Below are 24,991 nucleotides of genomic sequence, written 5' to 3'. Positions count from 1 at the left end.
TTAATCAAACAAAAAAGAAGTCAGCGGACTTGATGCTTCTGCGTGCTGTGAAATTGCTCCCAAACCGGATTCAAAAGCTCTTCTTCCGGCAATCACACCCTCTTTAAAAGCCAATGCCATATTTACCGGATTTCGCGCCACCGCAATGGCTGTGTTTACCAAAACTGCATCGGCTCCCATTTCCATTGCTTTTGCTGCATCCGAAGGCGCACCAATTCCCGCATCCACCACAACCGGAACATTGCTTTGAGCGATAATGATTTCCAGAAAATCCATTGTTTTCAATCCTTTATTCGTTCCGATTGGTGCTCCTAAAGGCATTACGACGGCTGTTCCTGCATCTTCCAAACGTTTGCACAGAACAGGATCTGCATGAATGTAAGGCATCACAACAAATCCTAATTTTGCAAGTTCCTCTGTTGCGTACAATGTTTCAACAGGATCGGGTAACAGATATTTCGGATCGGGATGGATTTCCAGTTTTACCCAGTTGGTTTCCAGTGCTTCTCTTGCCAACTGTGCCGCCAACACGGCTTCTTTGGCAGTTCTTGCTCCTGAAGTATTGGGTAAAAGGTGAGATTTTGTCGGTTTTAATGCGCTTAAAATATCGTCTTCCGAAGAATTTGCATCGATTCTTTTCAAAGCCATGGTTACCAATTCGCTTTCTGAGGCGATGATGGAATTAGTCATTTCCGACAGGCTTCCGAATTTTCCTGTTCCCAAGAATAATCTCGATTCAAAGATTCTGTCGGCTATTTTTAAAGGTTGATTTTTCATATTTACTTTTTAATTTAGATGTTCTAAGACTTAACTGAATTCTAAAATGTTTCTGAATTCTCTAATTACGGAAGGCTGACTGGTAATCTGTCCGGAAACAGCAACACCATAAATCCCGATTTCCCGTAACTGTTTGATATCCTCCAAAACCACTCCGCCGATGGCAAAAATTTTTGGAATCTCAATAGATTTTTCTTTTAAACTATTGATGATTTCACCATAACCTTCGAATCCTAATATCGGACTTAATTGCTCTTTGGTAGAAGTAAATCTCAACGGACCTAATCCAATGTAATTACAGTGTTCCGCCATTCTCTGAAGAATATCTGAAAAAGTATTGGCTGTTCCTCCGATGATTTTATTTTCTCCCAAAATGTATTTCGCCTTTTCTACGGACATATCTTTCAGTCCCAGATGGACTCCATCTGCATCAACTTCTTTTGCAACCTGAACATGATCGTTAATGATACAAACAGCCTGATAATCTGAACATAGCTTTTTTGAAATTTCACTGAGTGTGATAAAATCTTTTTCGGGTGTATTTTTCCAGCGAACCTGAATCCATTTTGCGCCATAATCAAGAGCTTTTCGGATGTTCTTTTCCTGAACTTCTAAAGATGAACCCTGAGAGATATATTGTAATTTTTCCATTTTTTAATTTTGATTTTAACACTAAGAGCGCTAAGATTTTTTTAACTACTAAATGTTTTTTAAGTTCGCAAAGGCGTTTCACTTAGCAAAGACCACAAAGTTTTAATATTAATTTTCAGGAGTGAAATCCTAAAAACATCTGATTGCTTGTTAAAAATTTTTCGATGTATAATTTTCCTTTTCGACAGGCATTTTCTAAGTTTTCTTCGTTTGCTAAATGACTTGCAATTGCAGATGAAAGCACACATCCGGAACCATGTTTCGGATAAAAAACAGAAAACGTCTCACTCGGTTCAATAAATATTTCTTTTCCGTTTTGAATTAAAATATCTGTTCCGGTTTTATCTTCACGATGTCCGCCTTTTATTAATACGGAACATCCATTTTCTGATGTTTCAAAAAGATGATGTTCTTTCAAAACGTTGTATTCATAATAGTTGGGCGTGATTAAATCAATTTGGTCTAAAACATTTTTTACATCTGAAATGGTATTCAAATCAAAAAAGGAAAATTCTGATGTACTTTTTAAAACCGGATCCCAGACGATTTTTACTTCAGGATTAATCGATTTAAGCTTTTCTACAATCTGAGCTAAAAATTTGGCATCTTTTACCACTCCGATTTTCACCGCTTCAACTTTATACTTTTTCATTAAAACATTGATCCCTGATAAAATTTCATCGATTGGCTGCCATTGAAGCGTATAAAATTCGGACTCTGTTTGTAAAGTCATTGCTGTACAGACAGCCAATCCGTGAACTTTTAACTGTTCAAATGTTTTAATATCTGCCAATACACCGGCTCCTCCGCTTGGATCGAAGCCGGCAATGCTCATTACGAAAGGACGCTCTTTCTGCATTTTCTGAAAATATCTAAAGGTTCATTACTTTCCCAGATTGCACCCAACAAAGCCACTCCATCTACTCTGCTGTTGAATACTTCATTGATATTTTTTTCATGAATTCCTCCTAAAGCAACCAGTTTTACATTTGAATTGTTCCGCTTTTTAATCTCATTTAAAATATTCGAATTTTCTCCGTATCCCTTTTTTGAAATACTCGGAAAAACCGGACTGATAAAAGCATATTCCCAATCATCACTTAACTCATTAAAAGTCTCAATATCATGAACAGAGGTTGAAATTGTTTTATCTGTGAAAGATTTAAACAAATCATTCTGTCTGTCAATTTCTCTGAAATGAAATCTTGAAATATTAAAATTTTCAGCTAAATCATAATGACTGTGCAAAACCAATTGGTGATGAAATTCAGAATGTATGTTTTGGATAAAATCTTTCATTTCTTTCGAATTGATGAAGGGTTTTCTGATGTGAAGCAAATCCAATCCTTCTTCAAATAATGCATTGATGATTTCAGTTTCATTCTGAACCAGTTCTTCAGGAGTGATTACAACGATCATATATAAATTTCCTTTCCTTTTTCGATGAACTCCTGCGATTTATCCAGCATTCCCTGTTCGGCAGATTCCCTAATTTCCTGTGTAATTTTCATGGAACAGAATTTAGGTCCGCACATCGAACAGAAATGGGCTACTTTTGCTCCGTCTGCAGGAAGTGTTTCATCATGGTACGATCTCGCGGTTTCGGGATCCAAAGAAAGATTGAACTGATCTTCCCATCTGAATTCGAATCTGGCTTTGCTCAACGCATTGTCTCTGTATTGTGCTCCGGGATGTCCTTTTGCCAAATCTGCAGCATGAGCCGCCAATTTATACGTAATCACTCCCACTTTTACATCTTCTTTGTTCGGAAGTCCCAAATGTTCTTTCGGCGTAACGTAGCACAACATGGCACAACCAAACCAACCGATCATTGCCGCTCCGATTCCTGAAGTGATGTGGTCGTAACCCGTTGCAATATCTGTTGTTAAGGGTCCCAAAGTGTAAAACGGAGCTTCATCACACACTTCTAACTGCTTCTCCATATTTTCTTTAATCATATGCATCGGAACGTGACCGGGACCTTCGATCATCACCTGAACATTGTGTTTCCATGCGATTTTCGTTAATTCGCCTAAGGTTTCAAGCTCTGCAAACTGCGCTTCGTCATTGGCATCGGCAATTGAACCGGGACGAAGACCATCACCCAAAGAAAAGGCAACGTCATATTTTTTCATGATTTCGCAGATTTCCTCGAAGTGGGTGTACAAGAAGTTTTCTTTATGATGAAATAAGCACCATTTTGCCATAATTGAACCTCCTCTGGAAACAATTCCTGTCACCCGTTTTGCTGTTAAATGAATGTATCTCAGTAAAACTCCTGCGTGGATCGTGAAGTAAGAAACGCCCTGTTCTGCCTGTTCGATCAAGGTATCTTTAAAAATCTCCCACGTTAAATCTTCTGCAACGCCTTTTACTTTTTCCAATGCCTGATAAATCGGAACGGTACCAATGGGAACCGGGCTGTTTCTGATGATCCACTCTCTGGTTTCGTGGATATTTTTCCCGGTTGATAAGTCCATGATGGTGTCTGCGCCCCATCGACAAGCCCAGACTGCTTTTTCCACTTCTTCTTCAATGCTTGATGAAACGGCACTGTTTCCAATATTCGCATTAATTTTAACTAAAAAATTCCGCCCGATAATCATAGGTTCGCTTTCGGGATGATTGATGTTGTTGGGAATGATTGCTCTGCCGGCTGCGATTTCGTCTCTTACAAATTCAGGCGTGATTTTATTTTTCGGCGTTTTGGCACCAAAACTGTTTCCCGGATGCTGGAAAGCCATTTCTTTTGAAACGGAATCCAATTGCTCAATTCTCTGGTTTTCCCTGATGGCAATATATTCCATTTCGGGAGTGATGATGCCCTGTTTTGCGTAATACAACTGGGTAACTTCTTTACCTTCTTTGGCTACTTTAGGTTTATGATTATATGAAAAGCGCAGTTCGTCCAATTTTGAATCCGAAAGTCTGGCTTTTCCGTATTCAGAAGTGATTCCGTCAAGAATTTCCACGTCATTTCTGTCTAAAATCCATTGCTCGCGGATTCTTGGAAGTCCTTTTTCTATATTGATTTCAAAATTTTCGTCGGTATAAGCTCCTGATGTATCGTAAATGGTAACAGGAGGATTTTCATCCATTTTTCCGTTGCTTAGTTTTGTCGGACTGAGCTGTATTTCGCGCATTGCTACATGGATCGGGTGAATTGTCCCTTCAACATAGATCTTTTTTGAGTTCGGAAACGGTGAACGTGTGATGTTATGAGCCATAAAAATATTTTTTTAACCACCCTGAGTGGCTGTGATAATTAAAACTGAATCTTTATCGTTGAGGAATGTTTCCGCCCAGAATGACTGCGGAATAATACGGTTGTTGAGTGCTACAGCAATTCCTCTTCTCTTTTCAGGTAATTCCATAGCAATAAGTGCTTCCAGATTTTCGGGAAGTTTTTTGAACTTTTTTGTCGTGTGATTGATTGTGAGCTCCATTCCTAAATTTTTAAAAACACTTTAGGAATGCCCATGATTGTACAGTAGAATGTACAGCAAAGTCATCTCACTTTTCCCTACGCTAGTATGATCTAGAAATCAGGTTCAAAGGGTAAATTCTCAGCCCGTCTGTTCAACGGACACCCCTAAAGTATGGGACGAAGTTAGACATTTTTTTGAAATGGGCAAAATTTTGTGAGGGAAGGAAGTTGGAAGTTTTTGATTTTGATGATGATAAAAGATTTTTGATTTCAATGCAAAGAATTATTATTAAGACTTCTTAGTTTAGTAAGCAGAGGCAAATATATTTGCTGCGCGAAGCTTGGAAAATATTCTTTTTTGAATTGATTTTTTTATTTTATCTCTCGCTGATTTTTCTGATAATGCAGATATTTTGATTTTAACGCAAAGAATTCTTATTAAGACTTCTTAGTTTAATAAGCAAAGGCAAATAAATTTGCTGTGCGAAGCTTGGAAAATATTCTTTTTGAATTGATTTTTTAATTTTAGCTGACTGATTTTGTGGATAGTGCAGAGGTTTTGATTTTAACGCAAAGAGTTCTTATTAAAACTTCTTAGTTTAGTAAGCAGAGGCAAATAAATTTGCGGCGCGAAGCGTGAAGATTTTCTTTTATGTCTCGCGGATTTTGCGGATTGTGCAGATGTTTTTTGATTTAATTCAAATGCTGAAAACAGGTACGGCAATTTAGTCGCGATTGAGCGGCATGTCTGAGCTCTTTTCGTTTTTTTCGGCGCGGCAGCGAAGCTGCCGCGCCGAAAAAAACGAAAAAGCGAGTAGCGAAAGTGGGAAACAATTTCCAAAAATAAAAAAAAGACTATCTCATATGATGAGGATAGCCTTTAAGTGATCGCATTTAGAGAATTAACAGCCACACATTCCTTTTCTGGAATAGAGATAGGCTTTTTTCTTGTAAATAATTTTTATTGAATAGACTTTATTTTCAATGCAGGATTCTCCGTCTTTTACAGATTTCGTTTCGCGGATGTAAATTTTATAGGTTTTGTTTCCGAACGCTTCAGGATATTCTTTTGTTCCTTTGATGGAAGGAAAAATTTCATCTTTTCCGTTAAAATTGAATAAAGCGCCTTCGTCTTCGGATAAATTGGCAACCGGATTATTCTTCCCATCAATATAACAGCCTGCATGCATTTTAGGATCTTTCAGATCATGAAGAACAGGTTTTTGGGCAGAGAAGTTATTGATTAAAAGAAAAATGACTAAGAATAATAGATTTTTCATGGCAATTGTTTTAATTAAAGAAAATAGCTTAATCCTGCTTTATAACGGTTCAGTCTGTCGGGCAAGCCATTGTATCCTCCGTTAATGGCTTTTGTGATCTTTTTAAAAGCAACAAGATTATTTCCGGTATCAATACTTTTGGTAATATCAATCTGATCCGCCAAAGCATTCAGATTTCGGGTGTTCCAGAACCAGCCCGCGCTTTCTGCTGCGTTTTTGAGCTGAGCAGCATTGCATTTCGTAACATTTTTACCTCCCAAGAGCGTAGGATTTGTCACAAAATCAGTTCCTAAAGCCAGTGAAACGGCTTTGTAATTTGCTCTTCCTGTAATCTGAATAAGCCCCCTTCCTTTAAATTTTACACCATCTCCTTTCTGTGTATTTCCTAAATCTGCTCTCCCTTCATAAGCGCTTCCGCTCGCAAGTTCTTCGGTGTAAAACAATCCGCCGCTTTCGTGACCGACCTGTGCAAGAAAGTTAAGCATTCGTGAAGGCGTGTTAATGGAAAATTTATCACATGTTGCTATAACGTACGGTAAGAATTGCGAAGCATATGCCGTTTTTGAGCAGGTAGCTTCTTTAAGTTGTCCCAATGTAAGCATGATTATTGTTCTTTAGATTGATAGTGTAAAACTATTTCTAAAAAACAATAATCATTACAGTAAAATCCCTGTTTTTGGGTAAGTGTTTTTACGGAAATTTACTCTTCGCAAGCTCTCCAAACGGCATCATTTTGAGGAACCTGAGCAATAATCTGAATATTTTCTTTGGTAACAGGATGGATGAATTCCAGTTTTCTGGCGTGAAGATTAATTCCACCATCGGGATTGGAACGCGGCGAACCGTATTTCAGATCGCCTTTAATGGGAACTCCTGTTTTTGACAACTGTGCTCTGATCTGATGATGTCTTCCTGTTTCAAGATCAATTTCTAATAAAAGATAATTATCCAAAGTTTTGATAACGTTGTACGTAAGAATGGCTTCTTTTGCGCCTTCAGTTGCTTTTGGAAAAACAATGGCTTTGTTATTTTTTTCGTTTTTCTTTAAATAATGAACCAGTCTTTGGGTTTTGGGAATCATCTCTTTTGCGACAACTGCCCAATATGTTTTTTTCACTTCACGGTTTTTCACCATCTGCGTGAGACGGGACAGTGCTTTGGAAGTTTTAGCATAAATCACAAGACCTGAAGTCGGTCTGTCTATACGATGAACCAAACCTAGAAACACATTTCCCGGTTTGTCATCTCTTTTTTTTATAAAATTTTTAATTAATTCCAATAAAGAATCATCGCCAGTTTTGTCTCCCTGTACAAGCTGCCCGACTTTTTTATTGATTACGAGAAGATGGTTGTCTTCATAAACAATCTGTTCTTCCATTTTTCTACTGACGGTAATTGGATCGGTTGGCAAAAGAAATAATTACCCCTGCCAAAAGGCCGATGGTTTTCATTCCTGTAAGATTCGATTCGTAAGGTAAAAATGCACCGATAATACAAAGTGCTGCAGCGGCATACATCGGATAAACAAATTTCCTGTTCAGCAATAAAGGTGCCTGTAAAATGAAGCTCACTCCTACGATGATATAAAATATCTTCTTGGAAAGAAGTTCGTTAATATCCGGAGAAAATAGCTTAAACCATCCCACCGCAAGACAAACTACGGCTAGAATAGAAATAACACCCTGAATGGTCTGAAGTTTTTGACGATCCATTTAATAGCTTTCGTTTTGGTTAGGAAATTCCTGAGTTTTCACATCTTTCACGTATTGCGCAACGGCTCCGGTGATTTCTGTATACAAATCCAGATATCTTCTTAAAAATTTCGGGCTGAATCCTTTGTTCATTCCCACCATATCATGATACACCAAAACCTGTCCGTCGCAATGCGCACCGGCTCCTATTCCGATGGTCGGAATAGAAATAGATTCCGTTACTTTTTTAGCTAAATCTGCCGGTATTTTTTCCAAAACCACAGCAAAACACCCCAATTCTTCTAAAAGCTGTGCATCTGCAATTAATTTTTCTGCTTCTGCTTCTTCTTTGGCTCTTACTTTATATGTTCCGAATTTGTAGATCGATTGTGGTGTTAATCCCAAATGTCCCATTACAGGGATTCCTGCATTGATAATTTTTTTAATTGATTTTGAAATTTCTTTCCCGCCTTCAATTTTCACTGCATGAGCTCCTCCTTCTTTCATCATTCTTACGGCAGATTCCAAAGCTTTTTCGGGATTACTCTGATATGTTCCGAAAGGTAAATCGGCAACCACCAAAGCTCTGTCGGTTCCTCTGACTACACTTTGAGAATGGTAAATCATCTGATCCAGAGTAATTGGCAATGTGGTTTCAAAACCTGCCATTACGTTTGCCGCAGAATCTCCGATCAAAACCGCATCAATTCCTCCCGCATCCACCATTTTCGCAGTGGTATAATCGTATGCCGTAAGCATCGTTATTTTTTCCTTGTCGAATTTCATTTTACGCAAGGTTTCAGTTGTAACTTTTTTAATTTCAGAATGAACAGACATAATGTATCTATTTTTTAAAAGTTAAAAGTCGGCATTTAGCCGACTTCAATTTTGTATGATTTATAAAACTACGTGACCTAGTTTCATTAATTTGTCGTGGTTGAGAATTTTGATGTTTCTTCCGTCTACTTCGATGAGATGGTCTCCTTTAAATTCGGAGATCAGACGAATTGCACTTTCGGTTGCGGTTCCGATAATATTGGCGATTTCTTCTCTTGTTAAAGAAATTTTGATAAATCCTTCGGGATCAACTCCTAATTTCTGTTCTAATAACAGTAGAATTTCCGCGAGTCTTTCTCTTACGGTTTTCTGAGCAAGGAAAGTAATGGTATTGGAAGATTCTCCCAGTTCATAAGCTATTTTCTGAAGCATCACAAAGGAAAGCTGGGAATCTACTTCTAACAGATACATAAAAATATCCGCCGGTAAAAAAGTAGCTTCAATATCCGTCATAGCTTCTGCTTTCGCCTGAAAATTTTCTCCGCAAAGCAAAGAACGGTAACCGATGATGTCGCCTTCTTTAATGAATCTCAGGATCTGATCTTTCCCGAAAGCTCCCGATTTTGATAACTTCGCTGCTCCTTTTTCCAAAACGAACACGCCTTTTGGCGTTTCCCCGTCTTCGAAAATAGTTTCGTGTTTCTGAAAACTCAGTTTCTTTTTAGCGTTAATGTATTTTTCAAAATCAGCACTGGAAAGCCTTTCCTTGAATGATTTATCATTAAAAACTCTTGCGAACCTCTCCTCGATTGCAATTTGTTGTTCCTGCGACATTTTATATGACATTTATCACAAAAATAGAACTTTTTAACTCGATAAACAAAAAAAATTGTTATAATTTTGTAGTTCAATAATTTATGAAGGTGAGCGAGAACTGTTTTCATTGTGGTCAAGGGATCGAAAAGGAAAGAATTTTGTTTGATGAAAAGACTTTCTGCTGCAACGGTTGCAAATCTGTTTATGAAATTCTGAATACGAACAACTTAAGTAATTTTTATGAATTAAATAAACGTGCAGGAATCCGTCCGGACGAAAGTTCCTCACAGTTTGAATATCTCGACACTCCTGAAATCTTTGAAAAGGTAACGGATTTTTCTGAAGGAAGCACAAGTTTAGTCACTTTTAAAATTCCTGTAATCCATTGTTCTTCCTGTATATGGCTTTTGGAAAGTCTTCATACATTAAATAAAAACATCAAATATTCTCAGGTTAACTTCACCAGAAAGACCTTACAGATTTCTTTCAACCATAACGATTTAAAATTAAGCGAATTAGCTAATTTTTTAACGAATTTAGGCTACAAACCGGTTATCAGTCTGGAAACCGCCGATAAAAACGTTGAAAATTTAGATAAATCCCTACTGGTAAAGTTTGCTATTGCGGCTTTTGCCTTCGGAAACGGGATGTTCCTTGCTTTTCCGGAATATGTTGGCGGAGAAGATTATTGGATGGAGCATTACAAAGGGCTTTTCAGGGCTTTGATGTGTCTTTTGGCAATTCCTGTCGTGGTATATTCTGCTTCAGATTATTACAAATCAGCCTGGTACGGTCTGAAAAATAAAATCGTGAATATTGATGTTCCGATTGTTTTGGGAATTATTGTTCTCTTCGGGCGAAGTTTGTATGAAGTTGCCACGAATTACGGTCCCGGATATTTTGATACTTTATGCGGACTTCTGTTCTTCATGCTTTTGGGTAAAATCTTTCAGAAAAGAACGTACAATGCGCTTTCATACGACAGAGATTACAAATCTTTCTATCCTATTGCGGTTACAAAAGTTGATTTCGAAGGTAAACAGGAAAACATACTGCTTTCTGAAGTTAAAGTGGGCGACCGGATTCTGGTAAGAAATCAGGAGATTATTCCTGTGGACGCAATTTTAATTAATGGTGAAGGTAATATTGACAACAGTTTCATTACCGGAGAAAGCGAAAGCATCAGCAAACAGCCGGGAGATAAAATTTTCGCCGGAGGAAAACAGATCGGATCATCACTGGAGCTTGAAGTGATTAAGAATGTGGATCAAAGTTATCTTACGCAGCTTTGGAATAAGGAAGCGTTTAAAAAACATGAAACCGGACTTGATACGTTAACGAACAACATCAGTAAATATTTCACATTTATCATTTTAGGAATCGCCTTACTTTCAGCAATCTATTGGTACACTGTAGATCTGGAGAAAATGTTTCAGGTAATTTCTGCGATTCTTATCATCGCGTGTCCTTGTGCGCTAGCGTTGTCTGCTCCGTTTACATTCGGGCACATTATGAGGATTTTAGGAAGAAATAAATTTTACGTAAAAGATACTTTAACAATTGAGAAAATTGCCAAATTAGATACGATTGTTTTTGATAAAACCGGAACTATTACGCACAGAAAAAAATCAAATATAAAATTTGAAGGCACTGAGATAAAAGAATTTGATTTACTGAATATCAAAACGTTACTAAAAAATTCCAATCACCCGCTTTCAAAATCATTATATGAATTCATAGAGACAAAAGATGAATATTTCCCGGTTGAAAATTTTCAGGAAATTTCAGGAAAGGGTTATGAAGCAAGTGTAAGGGGAAGTGTTTACAAAATCGGTTCTGCGAGGTACAATAATCAGGAATCAAAAAACCTTGAAACCGCCGTTTATATCAGTAAAAACAATGAATTTTTAGGGAAATTTATCTTTAAGAATGAATACCGCGAGAATTTAAAAGATTTGTTTAAAAAACTTACCCATTATAAAGTTTTCATTCTGAGTGGTGACAATTCTTCAGAGGAAAATCAATTAAAGCAATTAATTCCGAATTACAAAGGAATGGCTTTCAATCAAAACCCTGAAGACAAGCTGAATTATATTCAAAACCTTCAGAATCAGAATATGAAAGTTGCGATGCTTGGAGACGGACTGAATGATGCCGGAGCTTTAAAACAAAGCAATGTAGGTATTGCGATTGCAGATGATTCCAACAGTTTTACCCCTTCTTCCGATGTTATTATGAACGGTGAAAAAGTGGTAAGCCTTGATAAATACCTGAATGTCTGTAAAGGATCTATCACGATTGTGAAAATCACATTTATAATCAGTTTTCTTTACAATATTGTTGGTTTAAGTTACGCAGTTACAGGACATATGCATCCGCTTTTTGCTGCTTTAATTATGCCTGCAAGTTCAATTACGGTGGTTTCATTCACTACACTTTCGACTTGGATTCTGGGAAGAAAATACTTCAAAAAAGGGGCTTAAAACAACTTATTTAGATTCGTTTTAAATTAGCCAAAAGCCGTATTTCGTGATGAAAGTCATTATTTTTCACTAAATTTGAAACCCGAAAATACGTTAATTTTGTTGTCTAATGGATATTCTATATTTAATGATCCTGTGCAGCGTTTCTTTGGCTGCAGTTTTCCTGGTCGTGTTTATAGTGTATGCCAGAAAAGGACAGTTTGAAGATGATGAGTCTCCGGCTGTACGAATACTCTTCGACTCCGATGAGATAAAGGAAAAAGAAGAATCTGGCAACAAAGAAGGCGATGATGAAAAGGAGAAAAGAAAAATTGAAGAAAAAAGTGAATAGTTGATATGGAAACACAAAAGTTTAGTTATGACAACAGTATTGTTCGGGCATTCCTCTATGCGACCGTTGGTTTCGGGATCATAGGATTTCTGTTCGGACTTACGGCGGCATTAATGCTTTTCTATCCTGAGCTTCCGGAATTCTTTTTTGGAACAGACGATACAACCATTAAGAGTTTAGGTGGAAGTATTGAGGGATTGATTAATACTCATGGAGCGTTCGGATTCGGAAGAATCAGAATGCTGCACACAACCACTGTAATCTTTGCATTCGTAATGAATATCGTTTATGTGGGAGTTTACTACTCTTTACAGCGATTACTGAAAACAAGGATGTACAGTGATACATTGTCCTGGATCCATTTCTGGACATGGCAGATTATGATTCTTGTAACCTACGTTACGTTCTTTATGGGAATCAACACTTCTAAGGAATATGCGGAACACGAATGGCCGATTGATATTCTGATTACATTCTCTTGGGTGATTTTCGGAGCCAATATGTTCTTAACGATTGCTAAAAGAAGAGTAAGACACCTTTATGTAGCGATCTGGTTCTATATCGGTACATGGATCGCAGTAGCAATGCTGCACATCTTCAATAACCTTGAAGTACCTTTGTCTTTCACAGGATGGAAATCTTATTCAGCTTATGCAGGGGTAAAAGATGCCATCGTACAATGGTGGTATGGTCACAATGCGGTTGCATTCGTATTAACGACTCCGGTTCTTGGTTTAATGTATTATTTCTTACCAAAAGCGGCAGACAGACCGGTTTTCTCGTATAAACTGTCTATCATTCACTTCTGGTCTTTAATTTTCGTTTATATCTGGGCTGGTCCTCACCACCTTCAGTATACCGCTTTACCGGCTTGGGCACAGGCGGTAGGAACAGGTTTCTCTATCATGCTTATTGCTCCGTCTTGGGGAGGTATGCTTAATGGTCTTCTTACATTAAGAGGAGCTTGGGATAAAGTAAGAGAAAATCCTATTCTTAAATTCTTTGTTGTAGCAGTAACGTGCTACGGTATGGCAACTTTTGAAGGACCACTTTTAGCAACAAAAAACATTAACAAAATCGGTCACTTTACAGACTGGGTTATTGGTCACGTACACTTAGGTGCATTAGGATGGAATGGTTTCATGGCATTCGGTGTTATCTATTACCTGATCCCTATCTTATGGAGAACGAAATTATATTCTACAAGATTAGCTAACTGGCATTTCTGGTTAGGGACATTAGGTATCATTTTCTATGCGGTGCCAATGTATATTTCAGGGTTTACTCAGGGATTAATGTGGAAGCAGTTCAACCCGGACGGAACTCTAGTGTGGAAAAACTGGCTGGATACTGTAACAGCTATTATTCCTTACTTCAAAATGAGATTCGTAGGAGGATTATTTTATCTTTCGGGAGCAATCTTAATGGTGGTAAACTTAGTGGCTACTGTAAGAAAAGGATCATTCCAGAAAGATGTACCTGCTGAAGCACCAGCATTAGCAAATATCAGCGGAAAACGTAAAGAAGGAGAAGGAACTCACCTTTGGTTAGAGAGAACTCCTGTATTATTAGGTATTTTATCTTTATTAACGATTTCAATCGGTAGTATGGTAGAAATTATCCCTACCCTGTCTCTTAAGAAAAGTGTACCTACTATTTCAGCTGTAAAACCATATTCTCCACTGGAATTAGAAGGTAGAGATATTTATATCAGAGAAGGATGTAACGCCTGTCACTCTCAGATGGTAAGACCATTCAGAGATGAGATCGTAAGATTTAACGGTAAAAACGGTCAGTACTCTAAGGCAGGTGAATTCGTATACGACAGACCTTTCCTTTGGGGATCTAAGAGAACAGGACCGGATTTGCACAGAGAAGGGGGTAAAAACCCAAGTTCTTGGCATTACAAACATATGTATAACCCGAGATCAACTTCTGCAGGTTCTATCATGCCTCGTTACCCTTGGCTGATTGCAACAGATTTAGACAGATCTAAAATGGTTGACAAAATGAAGCTGATGAAGAGTGCTTTCGAAGTCCCTTATACAAAAGCTGAAATAGATTCTGCAAACTCTTGGGCAAACAACCAGGCTTCAAAAATCGTAAGAGACATCATGTCTGAAGCACCAGATTTGAAAAAGGCATATGCACAAAAACCTAAAGGAGAACTGGAGAAAAAAGAAGTGGTAGCACTAATCTCCTATCTTCAAAGATTAGGAACGGACATTAAGACCACTGAAATCAAAACAGCAAGTAATAACTAATATATTAAAAGGTTCACATCATGATACCTCAGAATTTTAAAGACATCTTATCCAATACAGAAAATGCTGGTTTTTACCAGACTTTGGCTCTGATTTTCTTTATGCTGTTCTTCATCGCTCTTGTAATTTATGTTTTTAGCAAGCCTAAAAAATATTACAAGGAAGAAGAGGAAGCTCCTCTGCAGGATGACAATGATGACGATTTTAATTTAAAAAATTAAACTACTTATTATGAAACAAAGAACACCGGTTGTTATAAACATTGTAATAATAATTGGACTTTTAATAGTTTTTTATTATCTTTTTGTACAGAGCTACGATTTCCTTACCTCTCCTTATTTCTGGGGAACCGTAATTATCGGAGGAATTTTAGCTTATATCCACAGTGCAATCGGAGATTTAATTGAGAATAATAAATTCAAAAAACTATCTCCAGAAGAAAAGGCAGCTTATTTGGCTGAAAAGAAAGTACCTTACTTTACAAGATTATATAATGCAGCATTCAAAAAGCAATCTGCAGCAGAAGAAAAGGATATCCTTATCGACCACGGTTTCGACGGAATCATGGAGTTAGATAACCAATTGCCAAAATGGTGGGTAGGTTTATTCTATTTTGGGACTGCTTTTTGTATTGTATATGTAGCAGCATTCTCTTTCACAGATTTTGCACATCCATTAAGCGAATATGAAAAAGAATACAAAGAACAATTGGCAGCAATTGAGAAATACAACAGTGAGCAGCCTCCTGTAACAATAGAAACAGCTAAATATTCGGCTGATAATATTGCAGAAGGAAAAGAATTGTTTAAAACAAACTGTGCATCTTGTCATAAGGAAGACGGTGGCGGAGGTATTGGTCCAAACCTTACTGATAACTACTGGATCAATCAGCCAGAGAAAACGTTATTCAAAAACGTTTTCCACATGGACTGGAATGGTTCTCCTAACAATCCTGCGATGAGAGCATTTGGTAAAAACGGAGAGGTTTCGGGTGCTGAAATTGAAAAGATTGCAGCGTATGTATATCACATCAACCAGGAATTACCTCCGGTAACACAGGCTCAGGGTGGTGCAGCTCCTCAGGGAACAGAAGCACATTGGGAAAAAGAATAATTTAACTTAAATAAATTAAAACATATGAAAAACATAGTTTGTTATTAAATAAAAATAGTAACGAATTATGTTTTTCTTTTTTTAAAAACTATCATACATGTCAGATATAGAAGAAACAGAAGTACGCGGCGGACAGGGACAAGTTCTGGACCCTGAAACTTACAGAGATTCTATCGGGACAATGGAACAATCCGGTAAGAGGAAGTGGGTATTTCCCAGAAAACCAAAAGGAAAATATACCAACTACCGAAACATTGTAAGTTATGTTTTACTGCTCATTTATTTTGCAGTGCCATTTATTAAAATTAATGGTAATCCTCTTATTTTATTTAATGTAATTGACAGGGAGTTCTTTATTTTCGGACAGCCCTTTTACCCTCAGGATTTTTTCATCCTTACGCTTGGAGCAATTACTTCGTTAATATTCATCATTATTTTTACGATGGCTTTCGGAAGAATTTTCTGCGGATGGATCTGTCCTCAGACAATTTTTTTAGAATTTATTTTCCGTAAAATAGATTATCTTATCGAAGGAGACAGGAACAAGCAGATGAAGCTGGACAGACAGGAATGGAACACCGAAAAGATCTGGAAAAGAAGCCTTAAATGGACGATTTTTCTTGTTATTTCCTTAATCATTACACATTTCATGTTCATGTATATTGTTGGGTATGAAGAAGTATTCAGAATTGTTTCTGAAGGACCTTTTGCCAATCCTACCAACTTTATCGTTATGATCCTTTTAACCGCAGCATTTTATTTTGTGTTTGCATGGTTCAGAGAACAGGTCTGTACATTGGTTTGCCCTTACGGAAGGTTACAGGGCGTTTTGATTGATAAAGATACCGTTAATGTTTTCTACGATTTTAAAAGAGGTGAAAACAGAGCGAAATGGAGAAAAGGAGAAGACAGAAAAGCAGCTGGAAAAGGTGATTGTATAGACTGTCATCAGTGTGTGGTGGTTTGTCCTACCGGAATAGACATCAGAGACGGACAACAGCTGGAGTGTGTAAACTGTACAGCCTGTATAGATGCCTGTGATGAAGTTATGGAAAAAGTAGGTCTTCCGAAAGGACTGATAAGATATGCCACCGAGAACGAAATCGAAAAGCAGACCGAGTTTAAATTCACGGGAAGAATGAAAGGTTTTGCAGTCGTTCTTTTACTGCTTACAGGGTTTTTAGGATATCTTCTTACCAGCAGAGCCGAAATGGAAGCTAAATTCATTAAACCGGCAGGAAGTACGTTCTTCGTGAGAGACGGAAAAATTACCAATACTTACAATTATACATTTTTAAATAAAACCAACGAAAAAAAAGTTGTAACCATTAAAGTAATTGAGCCGAAACATGGAGAGGTGATCTACAGTGCATCAAGCAAGATTCCGGTAGACAGAGATAAAATTACCAAAGGAACCATCAACATCAGCTTCCCGGAAAATGAAATGACGCTTTCCAAGCAGAACATCACGATCGGGGTTTATGATATGAAGGGGAAACTGGTAGATTCATACAAAACATATTTTGAAGGACCATTCAAATTACAATTTTAATTTTTAGAAATGAAAAACTTTAATTGGGGACACGGTGTAATTATCGCTTTAGCATCATTTATGATCTTTATATTATCCATGATGTTCCTTTTTCCAAACGGACAGAAGAACTCTGAAATGGTAACCGATAATTACTATGAAGAAGAACTGAAATATCAGGATGTAATTGATGCCAAGAAAAGAGCAGACGAACTGAAGGAAAAACCTGTTTACAGCCAAAATACTTCAGGAATTAAGATTACTTTTCCGAAAGACTACAATAACTCTAATACCAAAGTGAAATTTGTACTGAACAGAACCGACGATCAGAATCTGGACGTTCATAAAACCGTACAGTTGGATACCAATCAGTCTTTTTTAATTCCTGCGCAGGTTCTGAAACTGGGGAACTATACCCTTCGTTTGAGCTGGACAAAAGATAAAACAGACTACAGAATGGATTATGATGTGATATGGAAATAGCACTTATAATATCGGCAATCGGGTTGGGTTTCGCATCTGGATTCCACTGTATCGGAATGTGCGGACCTATTGCATTGTCGATGGGATTAACAAAAAAACAAGCAACCAATTTCTACCTTCAGAATCTTACGTACCAGTTCGGCAGGATTTTCACCTATTCCCTTTTAGGAGCAATTCTTGGAATTATTGGAGAAGGCTTTGAAATGGCGGGTTTTCAGAGATATCTTACGATTGCTGTAGGAATTCTGCTTATTGTAATGGCTGTTTTTTCATTCGGAGGAAAAGATTTTGCTTCTAAAGTTCCGTTTTTTTCAAAATTTTTATTCAAAGTAAAATCGAATTTGGGAAGACTGCTTCAAAAGGCAGATTACCGTTCAAGATTCACTACAGGTCTTCTGAATGGCTTTTTACCCTGCGGAATGGTTTATATGGCTTTAACGGCAAGCTTAGCAAGCGGAGGAATATGGCAGGGCGCTTTGTATATGGCTTTATTTGGTTTGGGAACACTTCCGTTTATGTTCGCGGTAGTTTTGGTCGGAAATCTCATGAATCAGGCTTTCAGGGTGAAAGTTTTAAAAGTGATTCCGATTGTCATGATTATTTTGGGCGGACTTTTTATTGTCCGGGGAATGGAACTGGGAATTCCCTACATTTCTCCGAGGGCAGAAGCGATGACCATTTCAAAAGATAATCAGGGAGACTGTCATTTGCCGGGAGATCACAACACTCACGATCATAGTAAAGTAAATTGTCATTAATAGAAAATAAAAAAAGGAAATCTCAATAGGTTTCCTTTTTTATTATCATTATTTTGTAAATATCTCGTATAAGTAATCCTTTGATTCCGAAGGACTCATCTTTTTAATATCTTTTCTTTTAATTGATGCATTCAATTCAGAAGCTTTAATTATTTTCTTCTTATTGACCGAGACTTTATCATCTGGAGAAGTAATAAGCAGCCATCCTGTATTGTTCATGATATAATGCTTCTGATCGATCGTAAAAAAACATTCTCATTATTGCTTCCTGCCAATGCAAGTTTATGATAAAATCTACGATTATTTTTAACAGATTCGAATCCTGCTAAAACAGATTCATATGTAAGGTCTTTGTTCAATTTCATTTCAGAAAAAGAATTCTTCATTGATTTTCCGGATGCTATCTCAAGTCCGAAATAATAAATACATCGTACATTTCCTAAATTTGCCCAATTTTCCTTCTGAGTAAAGGAAAAATAGCCATTGTGTTCAACTCTGATCTTAAAATGTATTCCTCCTTTCTCAGAATAATTTACTTTTCCGCTAAAGTAACCTTTAGAATCCGTAGTCGATACAAGCTTTCCTTTTTCATCATAAAGCTTCGCATTTTCTAGCGGGGTAAGGCTATCAGAATCTATTACGATACCTGCTATTTCTATAAATTTTGATTCAGTAAAACGATGTTTAAATCCTGAACTCTTTGCCAATGAAAATAAAACAAGACAGAAAAGTAAAATACTTTCAGAAATTTTCTTCATTAATCTATTATAAAAAATATTAAAAAAAAGCCCTCAGTGAGAGGGCATTACTATTATTAATTGATAACATCAAATCTCGCATATTCCGCTATTTTCTTCGGAAGTTTAATTCCTTCTGCGGTCTGGTTATTTTCCAGTAAAGCAGCCATAATTCTTGGCAATGCCATTGCAGAACCATTCAGGGTATGCACCAACTGAGATTTTCCGTCTGCTTTATAACGGCATTTCAGTCTGTTTGCCTGAAAAGTTTCAAAATTGGAAACAGAACTTACCTCAAGCCATTTTTCCTGAGCTGCACTCCATACTTCGAAATCATACGTCATGGCAGAAGCAAAACCTGTGTCTCCTCCGCAAAGTCTTAAAACACGATATGGTAATTCAAGATCACTTAAAATTTCTTTAATGTGTTCTACCATTTCTTCCAATACGGCATAAGAATTTTCCGGTTTTTCAATTCTTACGATTTCAACTTTTTCAAACTGGTGAAGACGGTTCAAACCTCTTACATGCGCTCCGTAACTTCCCGCTTCTCTTCTGTAGCATTGAGAAAAGGCTGTATTTTTAACCGGAAGATCTTTTTCTTCAAACAATACATCGCGATAGAGATTCGTTACCGGAACTTCTGCGGTAGGAATCAGATATAAATCATCTGCCTGAATGTAATACATCTGCCCTTCTTTATCCGGCAACTGTCCCGTTCCGTATCCTGAAGCTTCGTTTACAACGTGAGGAGGATTTACTTCCATATATCCTTTCTCAACATTTTTATCTAAAAAATACTGAACCAAAGCTCTCTGCAATCTTGCCCCTTTTCCTAAATATACCGGAAAACCTGCTCCTGCAATCTTTACACCCAATTCAAAATCAATAAGGTTATATTTCTTTGCCAGTTCCCAGTGAGGAATTGCTCCTTCGCCAAGACCTTCCACATCGTGAGACTGATATATAATTTCGTTATCATCCGCAGAAGCCCCATTTTTTACCTTTTCATTCGGAATGTTCGGTAATTGGTACAGAATATTGATTAATTCTTTTTCCTTTACATCTAACTTAGCTTTCAATTCCGACGTCGACTCTTTGTATTGCGCTGTTTTAGATTTTGCGGATTCTGCTTCTTCTTTTTTTCCTTCTTTCATTAAAAGTCCGATTTCTTTGGAGATTTTATTGATTTCGGAAAGTTGGGAATCCAATTCAAACTGAATTTTTTTTCTTTCTTCGTCGGTAGCAATAGCCTCGTCTACCAACTCAAGATTCTTGAATTGTCTTTTCTTAAGACCTTCTAAAACGCGCTCTTTATTGTCGCGCAAAAAATTGACTTGTAACATTTTATTTAGATGTTAGTTATTAGGATGTTGAACATTAAATGTCAACAGTTTTGCAAATGTATAAATTATTATTTTACGATTGTAACAACATTCGGGGAACCCGGTGTTTTAGTAAACCTTAAAGTATCGTTATAATAAACTTTTGAGACCTCAAAAACCGAAGGAGTCATGTGATACTGAATTCTGAGGGTTTCATTAATGGTATCAAGAATTGTACTGTTAAGTCTCTTCACCAGTGAAACCGTAATTACCGACTGATAGGTTTTGTTGTTCGGATCCAGCGTATCCAGCCCTACTCTTTTGGCTCCTGCAATATATTCAATAAAAAGAGTGGAATCTGCAGTAGCGCGCAGAGTACTGCTTACAGGCGAAACATCTTTTGTTCCGTTTACATCATTTAACGAATAGGTAAAATAGGTCTGGTTTTTTTTAGCATGAAAAAGATCGCGTCCCGCTCCGTTTTTCATATAAACATTCAAAATCTGATCGATTTTCTGCAAATCATCGTCATCCGTTCTGCAGCTCAGAAAGGCACAAAAAATCACCAGAAATCCAAAAACAATATTCCTCATTTCCAACAAAGATAAAACTTATTTTTATTTGAGAGTTCTATTTTTCTTCAGGACTTTATTTAAAAGTAAATTAATTTCTGCTTTAGAAAGAATGAAATCCTGAAAACGAAATTCCGTCATCTGGTAAAATCTCCAAAACAGAATGCCGGAAGAAATGCAGTATGATACAGAGGTAATAATACATGCACCGCGAATTCCCCATCTAGGAATGATGTAAAATGAAGATACTATTGTAAAAATAAGTCCTATTAAAGATTTTACATTTAAGATTCTTAATTTGTTAATCCCTGCAAAATAGTAACCAATAATATTACTTACCGCGATTGCCAGAATTCCGGGAGAAAGAAAAAGGATAATCTCTTTGGTTTTACTAAAATCTCTTCCGAAAATCATGGAATATATCTGCCCCGGAATGAGCAACATTATGGTTATAAAAACCAATGTAATTAAAAAACTGATTCTTAACGAAACTTTTGTCTTTTCGATAGCATCGTTGGAGTTTTTATTGTTCACGACATCTGAATAAAGTATAACGGAAAGGCTTCGGCTAACCGTCCAAATTGCTTCTGAAAAAGCGATACCTACCGAAAAAATCCCCACACTTACAATTCCTTTAAAATATTCAAGAAAATAAAATGATAGCCTGTTATTTAAAAACTGTAAAAAAGCACTCAGCTGAGTCTTCCATCCATAATCCAATAATTTCCCGCCAACTTTTCCGGAGAATGAAATTCGTCTTATATTACAATGTTTAAAAATCTGTAAGCCGCTCGCTATAAACAGAACTCCCAAACTGGCTATTTGTGCTACAAAATAAACCGTTACAGAATTTACTTTAACAAGATAAACAATAATTAAAATAAAAATAATATGAACAATTTGCTGTAAAGCTGTATATAAATTGAACATTTTAATATTCTGCTGGCCAACAAATAAATTTACGTTCGCCGCTAACAAGGATGATGAGACAGAAAGCCCAATAAGATAAATTAAATATTCTGAGGCATGATTGAAACTAAAAATGAGCGGTATTAAAATCCCCATTAAAACAGCCCAAATGTAAGCAAAAGGTAAAATAGCTTCTGTCCTATATCTTTTGGCAAAATAGCTCATGCTGCTTCCCACAAAAACATTAGCAAAAAAACTGATCAGGGTAAGATCCGCAATCACAAGTGAAATAATCCCTTTACCCTCACTTCCCCATTTATTTGTAGAATAAATCACAAGTCCGAAATTTAATATCAGAATTAAAAATCGGGAAAGAAAGGTCTTAACAATAGTATTTTGCTTCATCTTATTTCGTTGAATTATTGATGAAGTTTAAGAATGAATTTTTAATAATATTCCAGTTGTATTTTTTTTCATAAATCCATCTCGCATTTTTCGCATGAAGCGAATATAATTCAGGATTTTGAATATAGGTAAGAATATTATTTGCAATACCTTCAGAATCTTTGGGGTTTACCAGAAAACCAAATTCCGAAACATCAAGATGTTGACGTATCGCTTTAAGATCTGTATAAATCACAGGCTTTCCGGAAGCCATGTAATAAAATATTTTAATCGGCAGACAATGATGATTTTCATAATTCATAGCCCTAAGATCAAAACAAATATCGGCTTCAGAATAGGCTTTGGAAAAAGCTTTGAATGAGGCAGACTTTTCAATTGTAATATGACTAAACTGATATTTATTAAGCTGATCAGAAAAGTACTGTTCATCTTTTTTTTTTCTTGAAGCGCCAATTATAAGAATTGAGATCTTGAGCTCAGGCTTTCTCTTTCTTAAACAATCCACAGCGGCAAAAAAATTTCCGATCCCTTTTTCTTCTGAAAACTGACCTGTATAACAAAGGCAGATTTTATTTTCTTCAAGTTTTTTAATATTCTGATGAATGTAACTGTCATCAGGATAATAAGGCAGGGTTATTGACTTCTTAAAAGGAAAAAAATAAGCCAGCGGAAATTTTTTGGTATTCTCACCAAAAATAAAATGAGTACTCACAAATCCAGCATATAGCTGAAAAAGAAAAAATTTAAAAGCATGGGCGATATTTAAAGGAAAGGAAAAATTTTCTACCATTCTCATCGATGGGTACCATTCCGTAATATCATATACAATACTGATTTTTTTCTGTTTTTTAACCTTTCCGGCAGCAATTACCGCCAACGGCTCAGAACAAATAATACAATCGGGCTGAAAAGAATTGCATATCCTTTCGAAAGTTTTGATTTTTTCTTCTCTGCTTTTTCCCAAGATCGAAAAAGACTCTATTTCAACGCCATCGACATTACCCTTGAATTCTGAAGAAAGACTGCAAATTTTAACAACATTTCCGGCATCCCGCAACGTTTTTGCCTGATGGTGGAATATTCTGTCATCGTCATATCGGTGAACAGTAGTTAAAAAAAGTATTTTCTGCATCCTCTTCGATCAGATTATAAAAGTTTTCAAATATACACAAAGCAAAAAAAGTGGAACTCTTCCACTTTCTATTTTATTAATGCCTTATGAGCTTTATTTAACTCCCGCCGCCCAACTTCTGTCGAATGGCAAAAGAAAATTCCCTATAAATTCTAAATAGGTATTTTTAGAAAAATCAAAAACCTGAATATCTTTAGAGATTTCTCCGTTTCTTATTTTTGATTTAAAATCGTTCAGTTTTAAAGTTTTTACTTCTCCGTTTTCTATAAAGCTCGCTTTCATTCTGTCGAATAATCCCAGTTGATATTCTTCATCAATTTCTCTCATTACCTTTCCCAATGCATCGATGCTGCACCCTGAAGCCATTTCTTTTTCCTCATCTACACAGATGATAATAAACTGATTTTTCTCAATTTTAAAAGAGGAAGAAAGCGGTTTTCCGTGAGCCGCCCAAGTCGCCAGAAAATCAAAAAGTTTCTCTGTAATCTGCTTTGCTTCTTTTGTTTCAAAAGGTCTGGATGCAGGATATATTATTACTCTGTAGTCGTTTGCTTCTACAATATTAGATTCTTCAATCTTCATTTTAATCAATTTAAAAGGTAAAATTACAATTTTTTCTTCATACCGTAATCCGGGATAGAGGGAATTATCACCAAACAAAAAACTCAGGAAAATCCTGAGCTTATGTTTTATTGAGTTTTTATAAATCTTCTGCTTCAGCAAGAAGTTCTACAATATCTTTTACGGCAACTTCATCATTCTTATTGAAGTGTTTTACACCATCCGTCATCATTGTATTACAGAAAGGACATCCGGTTGCTATTACTTTCGGTTCGAATGACAACGCTTCCTCGGTTCTCTCGATATTAATGTCTTTCTTCCCTTTTTCGGGTTCTTTGAACATCTGTGCTCCTCCTGCTCCACAACAAAGCCCGTTGGTTTTACAACGCTTCATTTCCACCAGTTCGGCATCCAGTTTTTCCAATAAAAGTCTCGGTGCTTCATATTCATCATTGGCTCTTCCCAGATAACAAGGATCATGGAATGTAATTTTTTTACCGCTGAATGCGCCGCCTTCAATTTTCAGACGTCCTTCTTCCATTAATTTTTTAAGGAATTGAGTGTGATGCATCACTTCATAATTTCCGCCTAAATTCGGATATTCATTTTTCAGCGTATTGAAGCAGTGCGGACAAGCGGTAACAATTCTTTTTACTTCATAAGCGTTCAGAATTTCAATATTCGTTAGAGCCATCATCTGGAAAACAAATTCGTTTCCTGCACGTTTTGCGGGATCTCCTGTACAGCTTTCTTCCTGCCCAAGTACAGCGAATTCCACGCCTATTTTATTTAAAATTTTGCAAAATGCTTTCGTAATTTTTTTAGCGCGGTCGTCGAAACTTCCCGCACAACCTACCCAAAATAAAACTTCAGGCGATTTTCCTTCGGCAGCATATTCTGCCATTGTTTTTATATTGAAATCCATTTTAATTCAGTTTACCAAAATAACATTGTAACAGTTTATTCAT

Annotated in this window: 28 protein-coding genes and 1 riboswitch; of the genes, 8 read left to right on the top strand and 20 right to left on the bottom strand. The window is 36.7% G+C overall.

Annotated features, from left to right (window positions below):
• The 12 genes from AC52CF_RS00420 to AC52CF_RS00365 form a co-directional block, all read right to left on the bottom strand.
• A complete protein-coding gene (locus AC52CF_RS00420; protein WP_375181809.1) occupies positions 1-777 on the bottom strand; it encodes a thiazole synthase in 777 nt (258 codons plus the stop codon).
• A 30-nt stretch (positions 778-807) separates the two neighbouring features.
• On the bottom strand, positions 808-1,428 hold the full coding sequence (locus AC52CF_RS00415) for a thiamine phosphate synthase (protein WP_375181810.1): 621 nt from the start codon (positions 1,426-1,428) through the stop codon (positions 808-810).
• 115 nt (positions 1,429-1,543) lie between these two features.
• Positions 1,544-2,287 (bottom strand): hydroxymethylpyrimidine/phosphomethylpyrimidine kinase, encoded by a 744-nt coding sequence (locus AC52CF_RS00410; protein WP_375181811.1) that lies wholly within the window; start codon positions 2,285-2,287, stop codon positions 1,544-1,546.
• Complete coding sequence (locus tag AC52CF_RS00405; RefSeq protein WP_375181812.1) at positions 2,263-2,847, bottom strand: thiamine phosphate synthase; 585 nt, start codon at positions 2,845-2,847, stop codon at positions 2,263-2,265. The genes AC52CF_RS00410 and AC52CF_RS00405 overlap by 25 nt, the downstream gene beginning before the upstream one ends.
• Positions 2,844-4,655 carry a phosphomethylpyrimidine synthase ThiC gene (gene thiC, locus AC52CF_RS00400; RefSeq protein ID WP_375191029.1) on the bottom strand — a complete coding sequence of 604 codons (1,812 nt, stop codon included), beginning with the start codon at positions 4,653-4,655 and terminating at the stop codon, positions 2,844-2,846. Before thiC ends, AC52CF_RS00405 begins: the two co-directional genes overlap by 4 nt.
• Positions 4,656-4,667: 12 nt before the next feature.
• On the bottom strand, positions 4,668-4,874 hold the full coding sequence (thiS, locus tag AC52CF_RS00395; protein ID WP_375191028.1) for a sulfur carrier protein ThiS: 207 nt from the start codon (positions 4,872-4,874) through the stop codon (positions 4,668-4,670).
• 57 nt (positions 4,875-4,931) lie between these two features.
• Positions 4,932-5,032: riboswitch (TPP riboswitch) on the bottom strand.
• Between the two features lie 725 nt (positions 5,033-5,757).
• On the bottom strand, positions 5,758-6,135 hold the full coding sequence (locus AC52CF_RS00390; protein ID WP_336690204.1) for a hypothetical protein: 378 nt from the start codon (positions 6,133-6,135) through the stop codon (positions 5,758-5,760).
• A 14-nt stretch (positions 6,136-6,149) separates the two neighbouring features.
• On the bottom strand, positions 6,150-6,620 hold the full coding sequence (locus AC52CF_RS00385) for a glycoside hydrolase family 19 protein (RefSeq protein WP_235131971.1): 471 nt from the start codon (positions 6,618-6,620) through the stop codon (positions 6,150-6,152).
• 215 nt (positions 6,621-6,835) lie between these two features.
• Entirely contained in the window at positions 6,836-7,513 is a 678-nt protein-coding gene (locus AC52CF_RS00380; protein ID WP_375182046.1) for an RluA family pseudouridine synthase, read from the bottom strand.
• A 4-nt stretch (positions 7,514-7,517) separates the two neighbouring features.
• Positions 7,518-7,847, bottom strand: a complete 330-nt coding sequence (locus AC52CF_RS00375; RefSeq protein WP_375182047.1) for a hypothetical protein — start codon at positions 7,845-7,847, stop codon at positions 7,518-7,520.
• The gene (gene panB, locus AC52CF_RS00370; protein WP_076393737.1) at positions 7,848-8,663 is read right to left on the bottom strand and encodes a 3-methyl-2-oxobutanoate hydroxymethyltransferase; all 816 of its coding nucleotides are present in this window, start codon (positions 8,661-8,663) and stop codon (positions 7,848-7,850) included.
• Positions 8,664-8,723: 60 nt separating this feature from the next.
• A complete protein-coding gene (locus tag AC52CF_RS00365) occupies positions 8,724-9,437 on the bottom strand; it encodes a Crp/Fnr family transcriptional regulator (RefSeq protein WP_076393740.1) in 714 nt (237 codons plus the stop codon).
• A gap of 89 nt (positions 9,438-9,526) precedes the next feature.
• On the opposite strand from AC52CF_RS00365, the gene AC52CF_RS00360 reads away from it, so the two are divergent.
• From AC52CF_RS00360 to AC52CF_RS00325, 8 genes are all read left to right on the top strand, one after another.
• Positions 9,527-11,902 carry a heavy metal translocating P-type ATPase gene (locus AC52CF_RS00360; RefSeq protein ID WP_214591154.1) on the top strand — a complete coding sequence of 792 codons (2,376 nt, stop codon included), beginning with the start codon at positions 9,527-9,529 and terminating at the stop codon, positions 11,900-11,902.
• A 109-nt stretch (positions 11,903-12,011) separates the two neighbouring features.
• Entirely contained in the window at positions 12,012-12,233 is a 222-nt protein-coding gene (gene ccoS / locus AC52CF_RS00355; protein WP_214587573.1) for a cbb3-type cytochrome oxidase assembly protein CcoS, read from the top strand.
• Between the two features lie 5 nt (positions 12,234-12,238).
• Positions 12,239-14,497, top strand: a complete 2,259-nt coding sequence (ccoN, locus tag AC52CF_RS00350; protein ID WP_214587574.1) for a cytochrome-c oxidase, cbb3-type subunit I — start codon at positions 12,239-12,241, stop codon at positions 14,495-14,497.
• 20 nt (positions 14,498-14,517) lie between these two features.
• Positions 14,518-14,718, top strand: coding sequence for a cbb3-type cytochrome oxidase subunit 3 (locus AC52CF_RS00345; RefSeq protein ID WP_076393748.1), 201 nt, complete (start codon positions 14,518-14,520; stop codon positions 14,716-14,718).
• Positions 14,719-14,728: 10 nt separating this feature from the next.
• A complete protein-coding gene (locus AC52CF_RS00340; protein WP_214587575.1) occupies positions 14,729-15,610 on the top strand; it encodes a cbb3-type cytochrome c oxidase N-terminal domain-containing protein in 882 nt (293 codons plus the stop codon).
• Positions 15,611-15,707: 97 nt separating this feature from the next.
• Positions 15,708-17,162: a cytochrome c oxidase accessory protein CcoG gene (gene ccoG, locus AC52CF_RS00335; RefSeq protein WP_214587576.1), complete on the top strand. Its 1,455-nt coding sequence runs from the start codon at positions 15,708-15,710 to the stop codon at positions 17,160-17,162.
• Positions 17,163-17,171: 9 nt separating this feature from the next.
• Positions 17,172-17,624 (top strand): FixH family protein, encoded by a 453-nt coding sequence (locus AC52CF_RS00330; protein ID WP_214587577.1) that lies wholly within the window; start codon positions 17,172-17,174, stop codon positions 17,622-17,624.
• Positions 17,615-18,382, top strand: a complete 768-nt coding sequence (locus AC52CF_RS00325; protein ID WP_214587578.1) for a sulfite exporter TauE/SafE family protein — start codon at positions 17,615-17,617, stop codon at positions 18,380-18,382. Before AC52CF_RS00330 ends, AC52CF_RS00325 begins: the two co-directional genes overlap by 10 nt.
• A 48-nt stretch (positions 18,383-18,430) precedes the next feature.
• On the opposite strand, the gene AC52CF_RS00320 is transcribed toward AC52CF_RS00325, so the two are convergent.
• The 8 genes from AC52CF_RS00320 to AC52CF_RS00285 all read right to left on the bottom strand — a co-directional run bounded on the left by AC52CF_RS00320 (position 18,431) and on the right by AC52CF_RS00285 (position 24,948).
• On the bottom strand, positions 18,431-18,601 hold the full coding sequence (locus AC52CF_RS00320) for a hypothetical protein (protein ID WP_496517706.1): 171 nt from the start codon (positions 18,599-18,601) through the stop codon (positions 18,431-18,433).
• A complete protein-coding gene (locus tag AC52CF_RS00315) occupies positions 18,598-19,140 on the bottom strand; it encodes a peptidase associated/transthyretin-like domain-containing protein (protein WP_214587579.1) in 543 nt (180 codons plus the stop codon). Before AC52CF_RS00315 ends, AC52CF_RS00320 begins: the two co-directional genes overlap by 4 nt.
• A gap of 56 nt (positions 19,141-19,196) precedes the next feature.
• Complete coding sequence (gene serS, locus AC52CF_RS00310) at positions 19,197-20,465, bottom strand: serine--tRNA ligase (RefSeq protein ID WP_214587580.1); 1,269 nt, start codon at positions 20,463-20,465, stop codon at positions 19,197-19,199.
• Between the two features lie 68 nt (positions 20,466-20,533).
• Positions 20,534-21,037: a hypothetical protein gene (locus tag AC52CF_RS00305; RefSeq protein WP_214587581.1), complete on the bottom strand. Its 504-nt coding sequence runs from the start codon at positions 21,035-21,037 to the stop codon at positions 20,534-20,536.
• Between the two features lie 24 nt (positions 21,038-21,061).
• A complete protein-coding gene (locus AC52CF_RS00300) occupies positions 21,062-22,261 on the bottom strand; it encodes an MATE family efflux transporter (RefSeq protein ID WP_250902061.1) in 1,200 nt (399 codons plus the stop codon).
• A 70-nt stretch (positions 22,262-22,331) separates the two neighbouring features.
• Positions 22,332-23,462 carry a glycosyltransferase gene (locus tag AC52CF_RS00295; protein WP_214587583.1) on the bottom strand — a complete coding sequence of 377 codons (1,131 nt, stop codon included), beginning with the start codon at positions 23,460-23,462 and terminating at the stop codon, positions 22,332-22,334.
• Positions 23,463-23,555: 93 nt separating this feature from the next.
• Positions 23,556-24,044, bottom strand: a complete 489-nt coding sequence (locus AC52CF_RS00290) for a hypothetical protein (protein ID WP_214587584.1) — start codon at positions 24,042-24,044, stop codon at positions 23,556-23,558.
• Between the two features lie 118 nt (positions 24,045-24,162).
• Entirely contained in the window at positions 24,163-24,948 is a 786-nt protein-coding gene (locus AC52CF_RS00285; protein ID WP_214587585.1) for a (Fe-S)-binding protein, read from the bottom strand.
• Between the last annotated feature and the right edge of the window lie 43 nt (positions 24,949-24,991).

This window comes from Chryseobacterium sp. 2P (genome assembly GCF_059579425.1).
The sequence above is the reverse complement of the archived record's forward strand: the minus strand, read 5'-3'. Positions and strand labels throughout refer to the sequence as shown.

What these genes read in the sequence shown, in the direction of transcription:
- AC52CF_RS00415 (WP_375181810.1), bottom strand. Translation starts at nt 1,428, where the DNA reads ATGGAAAAATTACAATATATCTCTCAGGGTTCATCTTTAGAAGTTCAG.
- ccoG (WP_214587576.1), top strand. Translation starts at nt 15,708, where the DNA reads ATGTCAGATATAGAAGAAACAGAAGTACGCGGCGGACAGGGACAAGTT.
- AC52CF_RS00285 (WP_214587585.1), bottom strand. Translation starts at nt 24,948, where the DNA reads ATGGATTTCAATATAAAAACAATGGCAGAATATGCTGCCGAAGGAAAA.
- AC52CF_RS00330 (WP_214587577.1), top strand. Translation starts at nt 17,172, where the DNA reads ATGAAAAACTTTAATTGGGGACACGGTGTAATTATCGCTTTAGCATCA.
- AC52CF_RS00375 (WP_375182047.1), bottom strand. Translation starts at nt 7,847, where the DNA reads ATGGATCGTCAAAAACTTCAGACCATTCAGGGTGTTATTTCTATTCTA.
- AC52CF_RS00385 (WP_235131971.1), bottom strand. Translation starts at nt 6,620, where the DNA reads ATGCTTAACTTTCTTGCACAGGTCGGTCACGAAAGCGGCGGATTGTTT.
- AC52CF_RS00320 (WP_496517706.1), bottom strand. Translation starts at nt 18,601, where the DNA reads ATGAACAATACAGGATGGCTGCTTATTACTTCTCCAGATGATAAAGTC.
- thiC (WP_375191029.1), bottom strand. Translation starts at nt 4,655, where the DNA reads ATGGCTCATAACATCACACGTTCACCGTTTCCGAACTCAAAAAAGATC.
- AC52CF_RS00295 (WP_214587583.1), bottom strand. Translation starts at nt 23,462, where the DNA reads ATGCAGAAAATACTTTTTTTAACTACTGTTCACCGATATGACGATGAC.
- AC52CF_RS00365 (WP_076393740.1), bottom strand. Translation starts at nt 9,437, where the DNA reads ATGTCGCAGGAACAACAAATTGCAATCGAGGAGAGGTTCGCAAGAGTT.
- AC52CF_RS00410 (WP_375181811.1), bottom strand. Translation starts at nt 2,287, where the DNA reads ATGCAGAAAGAGCGTCCTTTCGTAATGAGCATTGCCGGCTTCGATCCA.
- ccoS (WP_214587573.1), top strand. Translation starts at nt 12,012, where the DNA reads ATGGATATTCTATATTTAATGATCCTGTGCAGCGTTTCTTTGGCTGCA.
- AC52CF_RS00380 (WP_375182046.1), bottom strand. Translation starts at nt 7,513, where the DNA reads ATGGAAGAACAGATTGTTTATGAAGACAACCATCTTCTCGTAATCAAT.
- AC52CF_RS00340 (WP_214587575.1), top strand. Translation starts at nt 14,729, where the DNA reads ATGAAACAAAGAACACCGGTTGTTATAAACATTGTAATAATAATTGGA.
- AC52CF_RS00325 (WP_214587578.1), top strand. Translation starts at nt 17,615, where the DNA reads ATGGAAATAGCACTTATAATATCGGCAATCGGGTTGGGTTTCGCATCT.
- AC52CF_RS00315 (WP_214587579.1), bottom strand. Translation starts at nt 19,140, where the DNA reads ATGAAGAAAATTTCTGAAAGTATTTTACTTTTCTGTCTTGTTTTATTT.
- AC52CF_RS00290 (WP_214587584.1), bottom strand. Translation starts at nt 24,044, where the DNA reads ATGAAGATTGAAGAATCTAATATTGTAGAAGCAAACGACTACAGAGTA.
- panB (WP_076393737.1), bottom strand. Translation starts at nt 8,663, where the DNA reads ATGTCTGTTCATTCTGAAATTAAAAAAGTTACAACTGAAACCTTGCGT.
- AC52CF_RS00390 (WP_336690204.1), bottom strand. Translation starts at nt 6,135, where the DNA reads ATGAAAAATCTATTATTCTTAGTCATTTTTCTTTTAATCAATAACTTC.
- AC52CF_RS00420 (WP_375181809.1), bottom strand. Translation starts at nt 777, where the DNA reads ATGAAAAATCAACCTTTAAAAATAGCCGACAGAATCTTTGAATCGAGA.
- ccoN (WP_214587574.1), top strand. Translation starts at nt 12,239, where the DNA reads ATGGAAACACAAAAGTTTAGTTATGACAACAGTATTGTTCGGGCATTC.
- AC52CF_RS00405 (WP_375181812.1), bottom strand. Translation starts at nt 2,847, where the DNA reads ATGATCGTTGTAATCACTCCTGAAGAACTGGTTCAGAATGAAACTGAA.
- AC52CF_RS00345 (WP_076393748.1), top strand. Translation starts at nt 14,518, where the DNA reads ATGATACCTCAGAATTTTAAAGACATCTTATCCAATACAGAAAATGCT.
- serS (WP_214587580.1), bottom strand. Translation starts at nt 20,465, where the DNA reads ATGTTACAAGTCAATTTTTTGCGCGACAATAAAGAGCGCGTTTTAGAA.
- thiS (WP_375191028.1), bottom strand. Translation starts at nt 4,874, where the DNA reads ATGGAGCTCACAATCAATCACACGACAAAAAAGTTCAAAAAACTTCCC.
- AC52CF_RS00305 (WP_214587581.1), bottom strand. Translation starts at nt 21,037, where the DNA reads ATGAGGAATATTGTTTTTGGATTTCTGGTGATTTTTTGTGCCTTTCTG.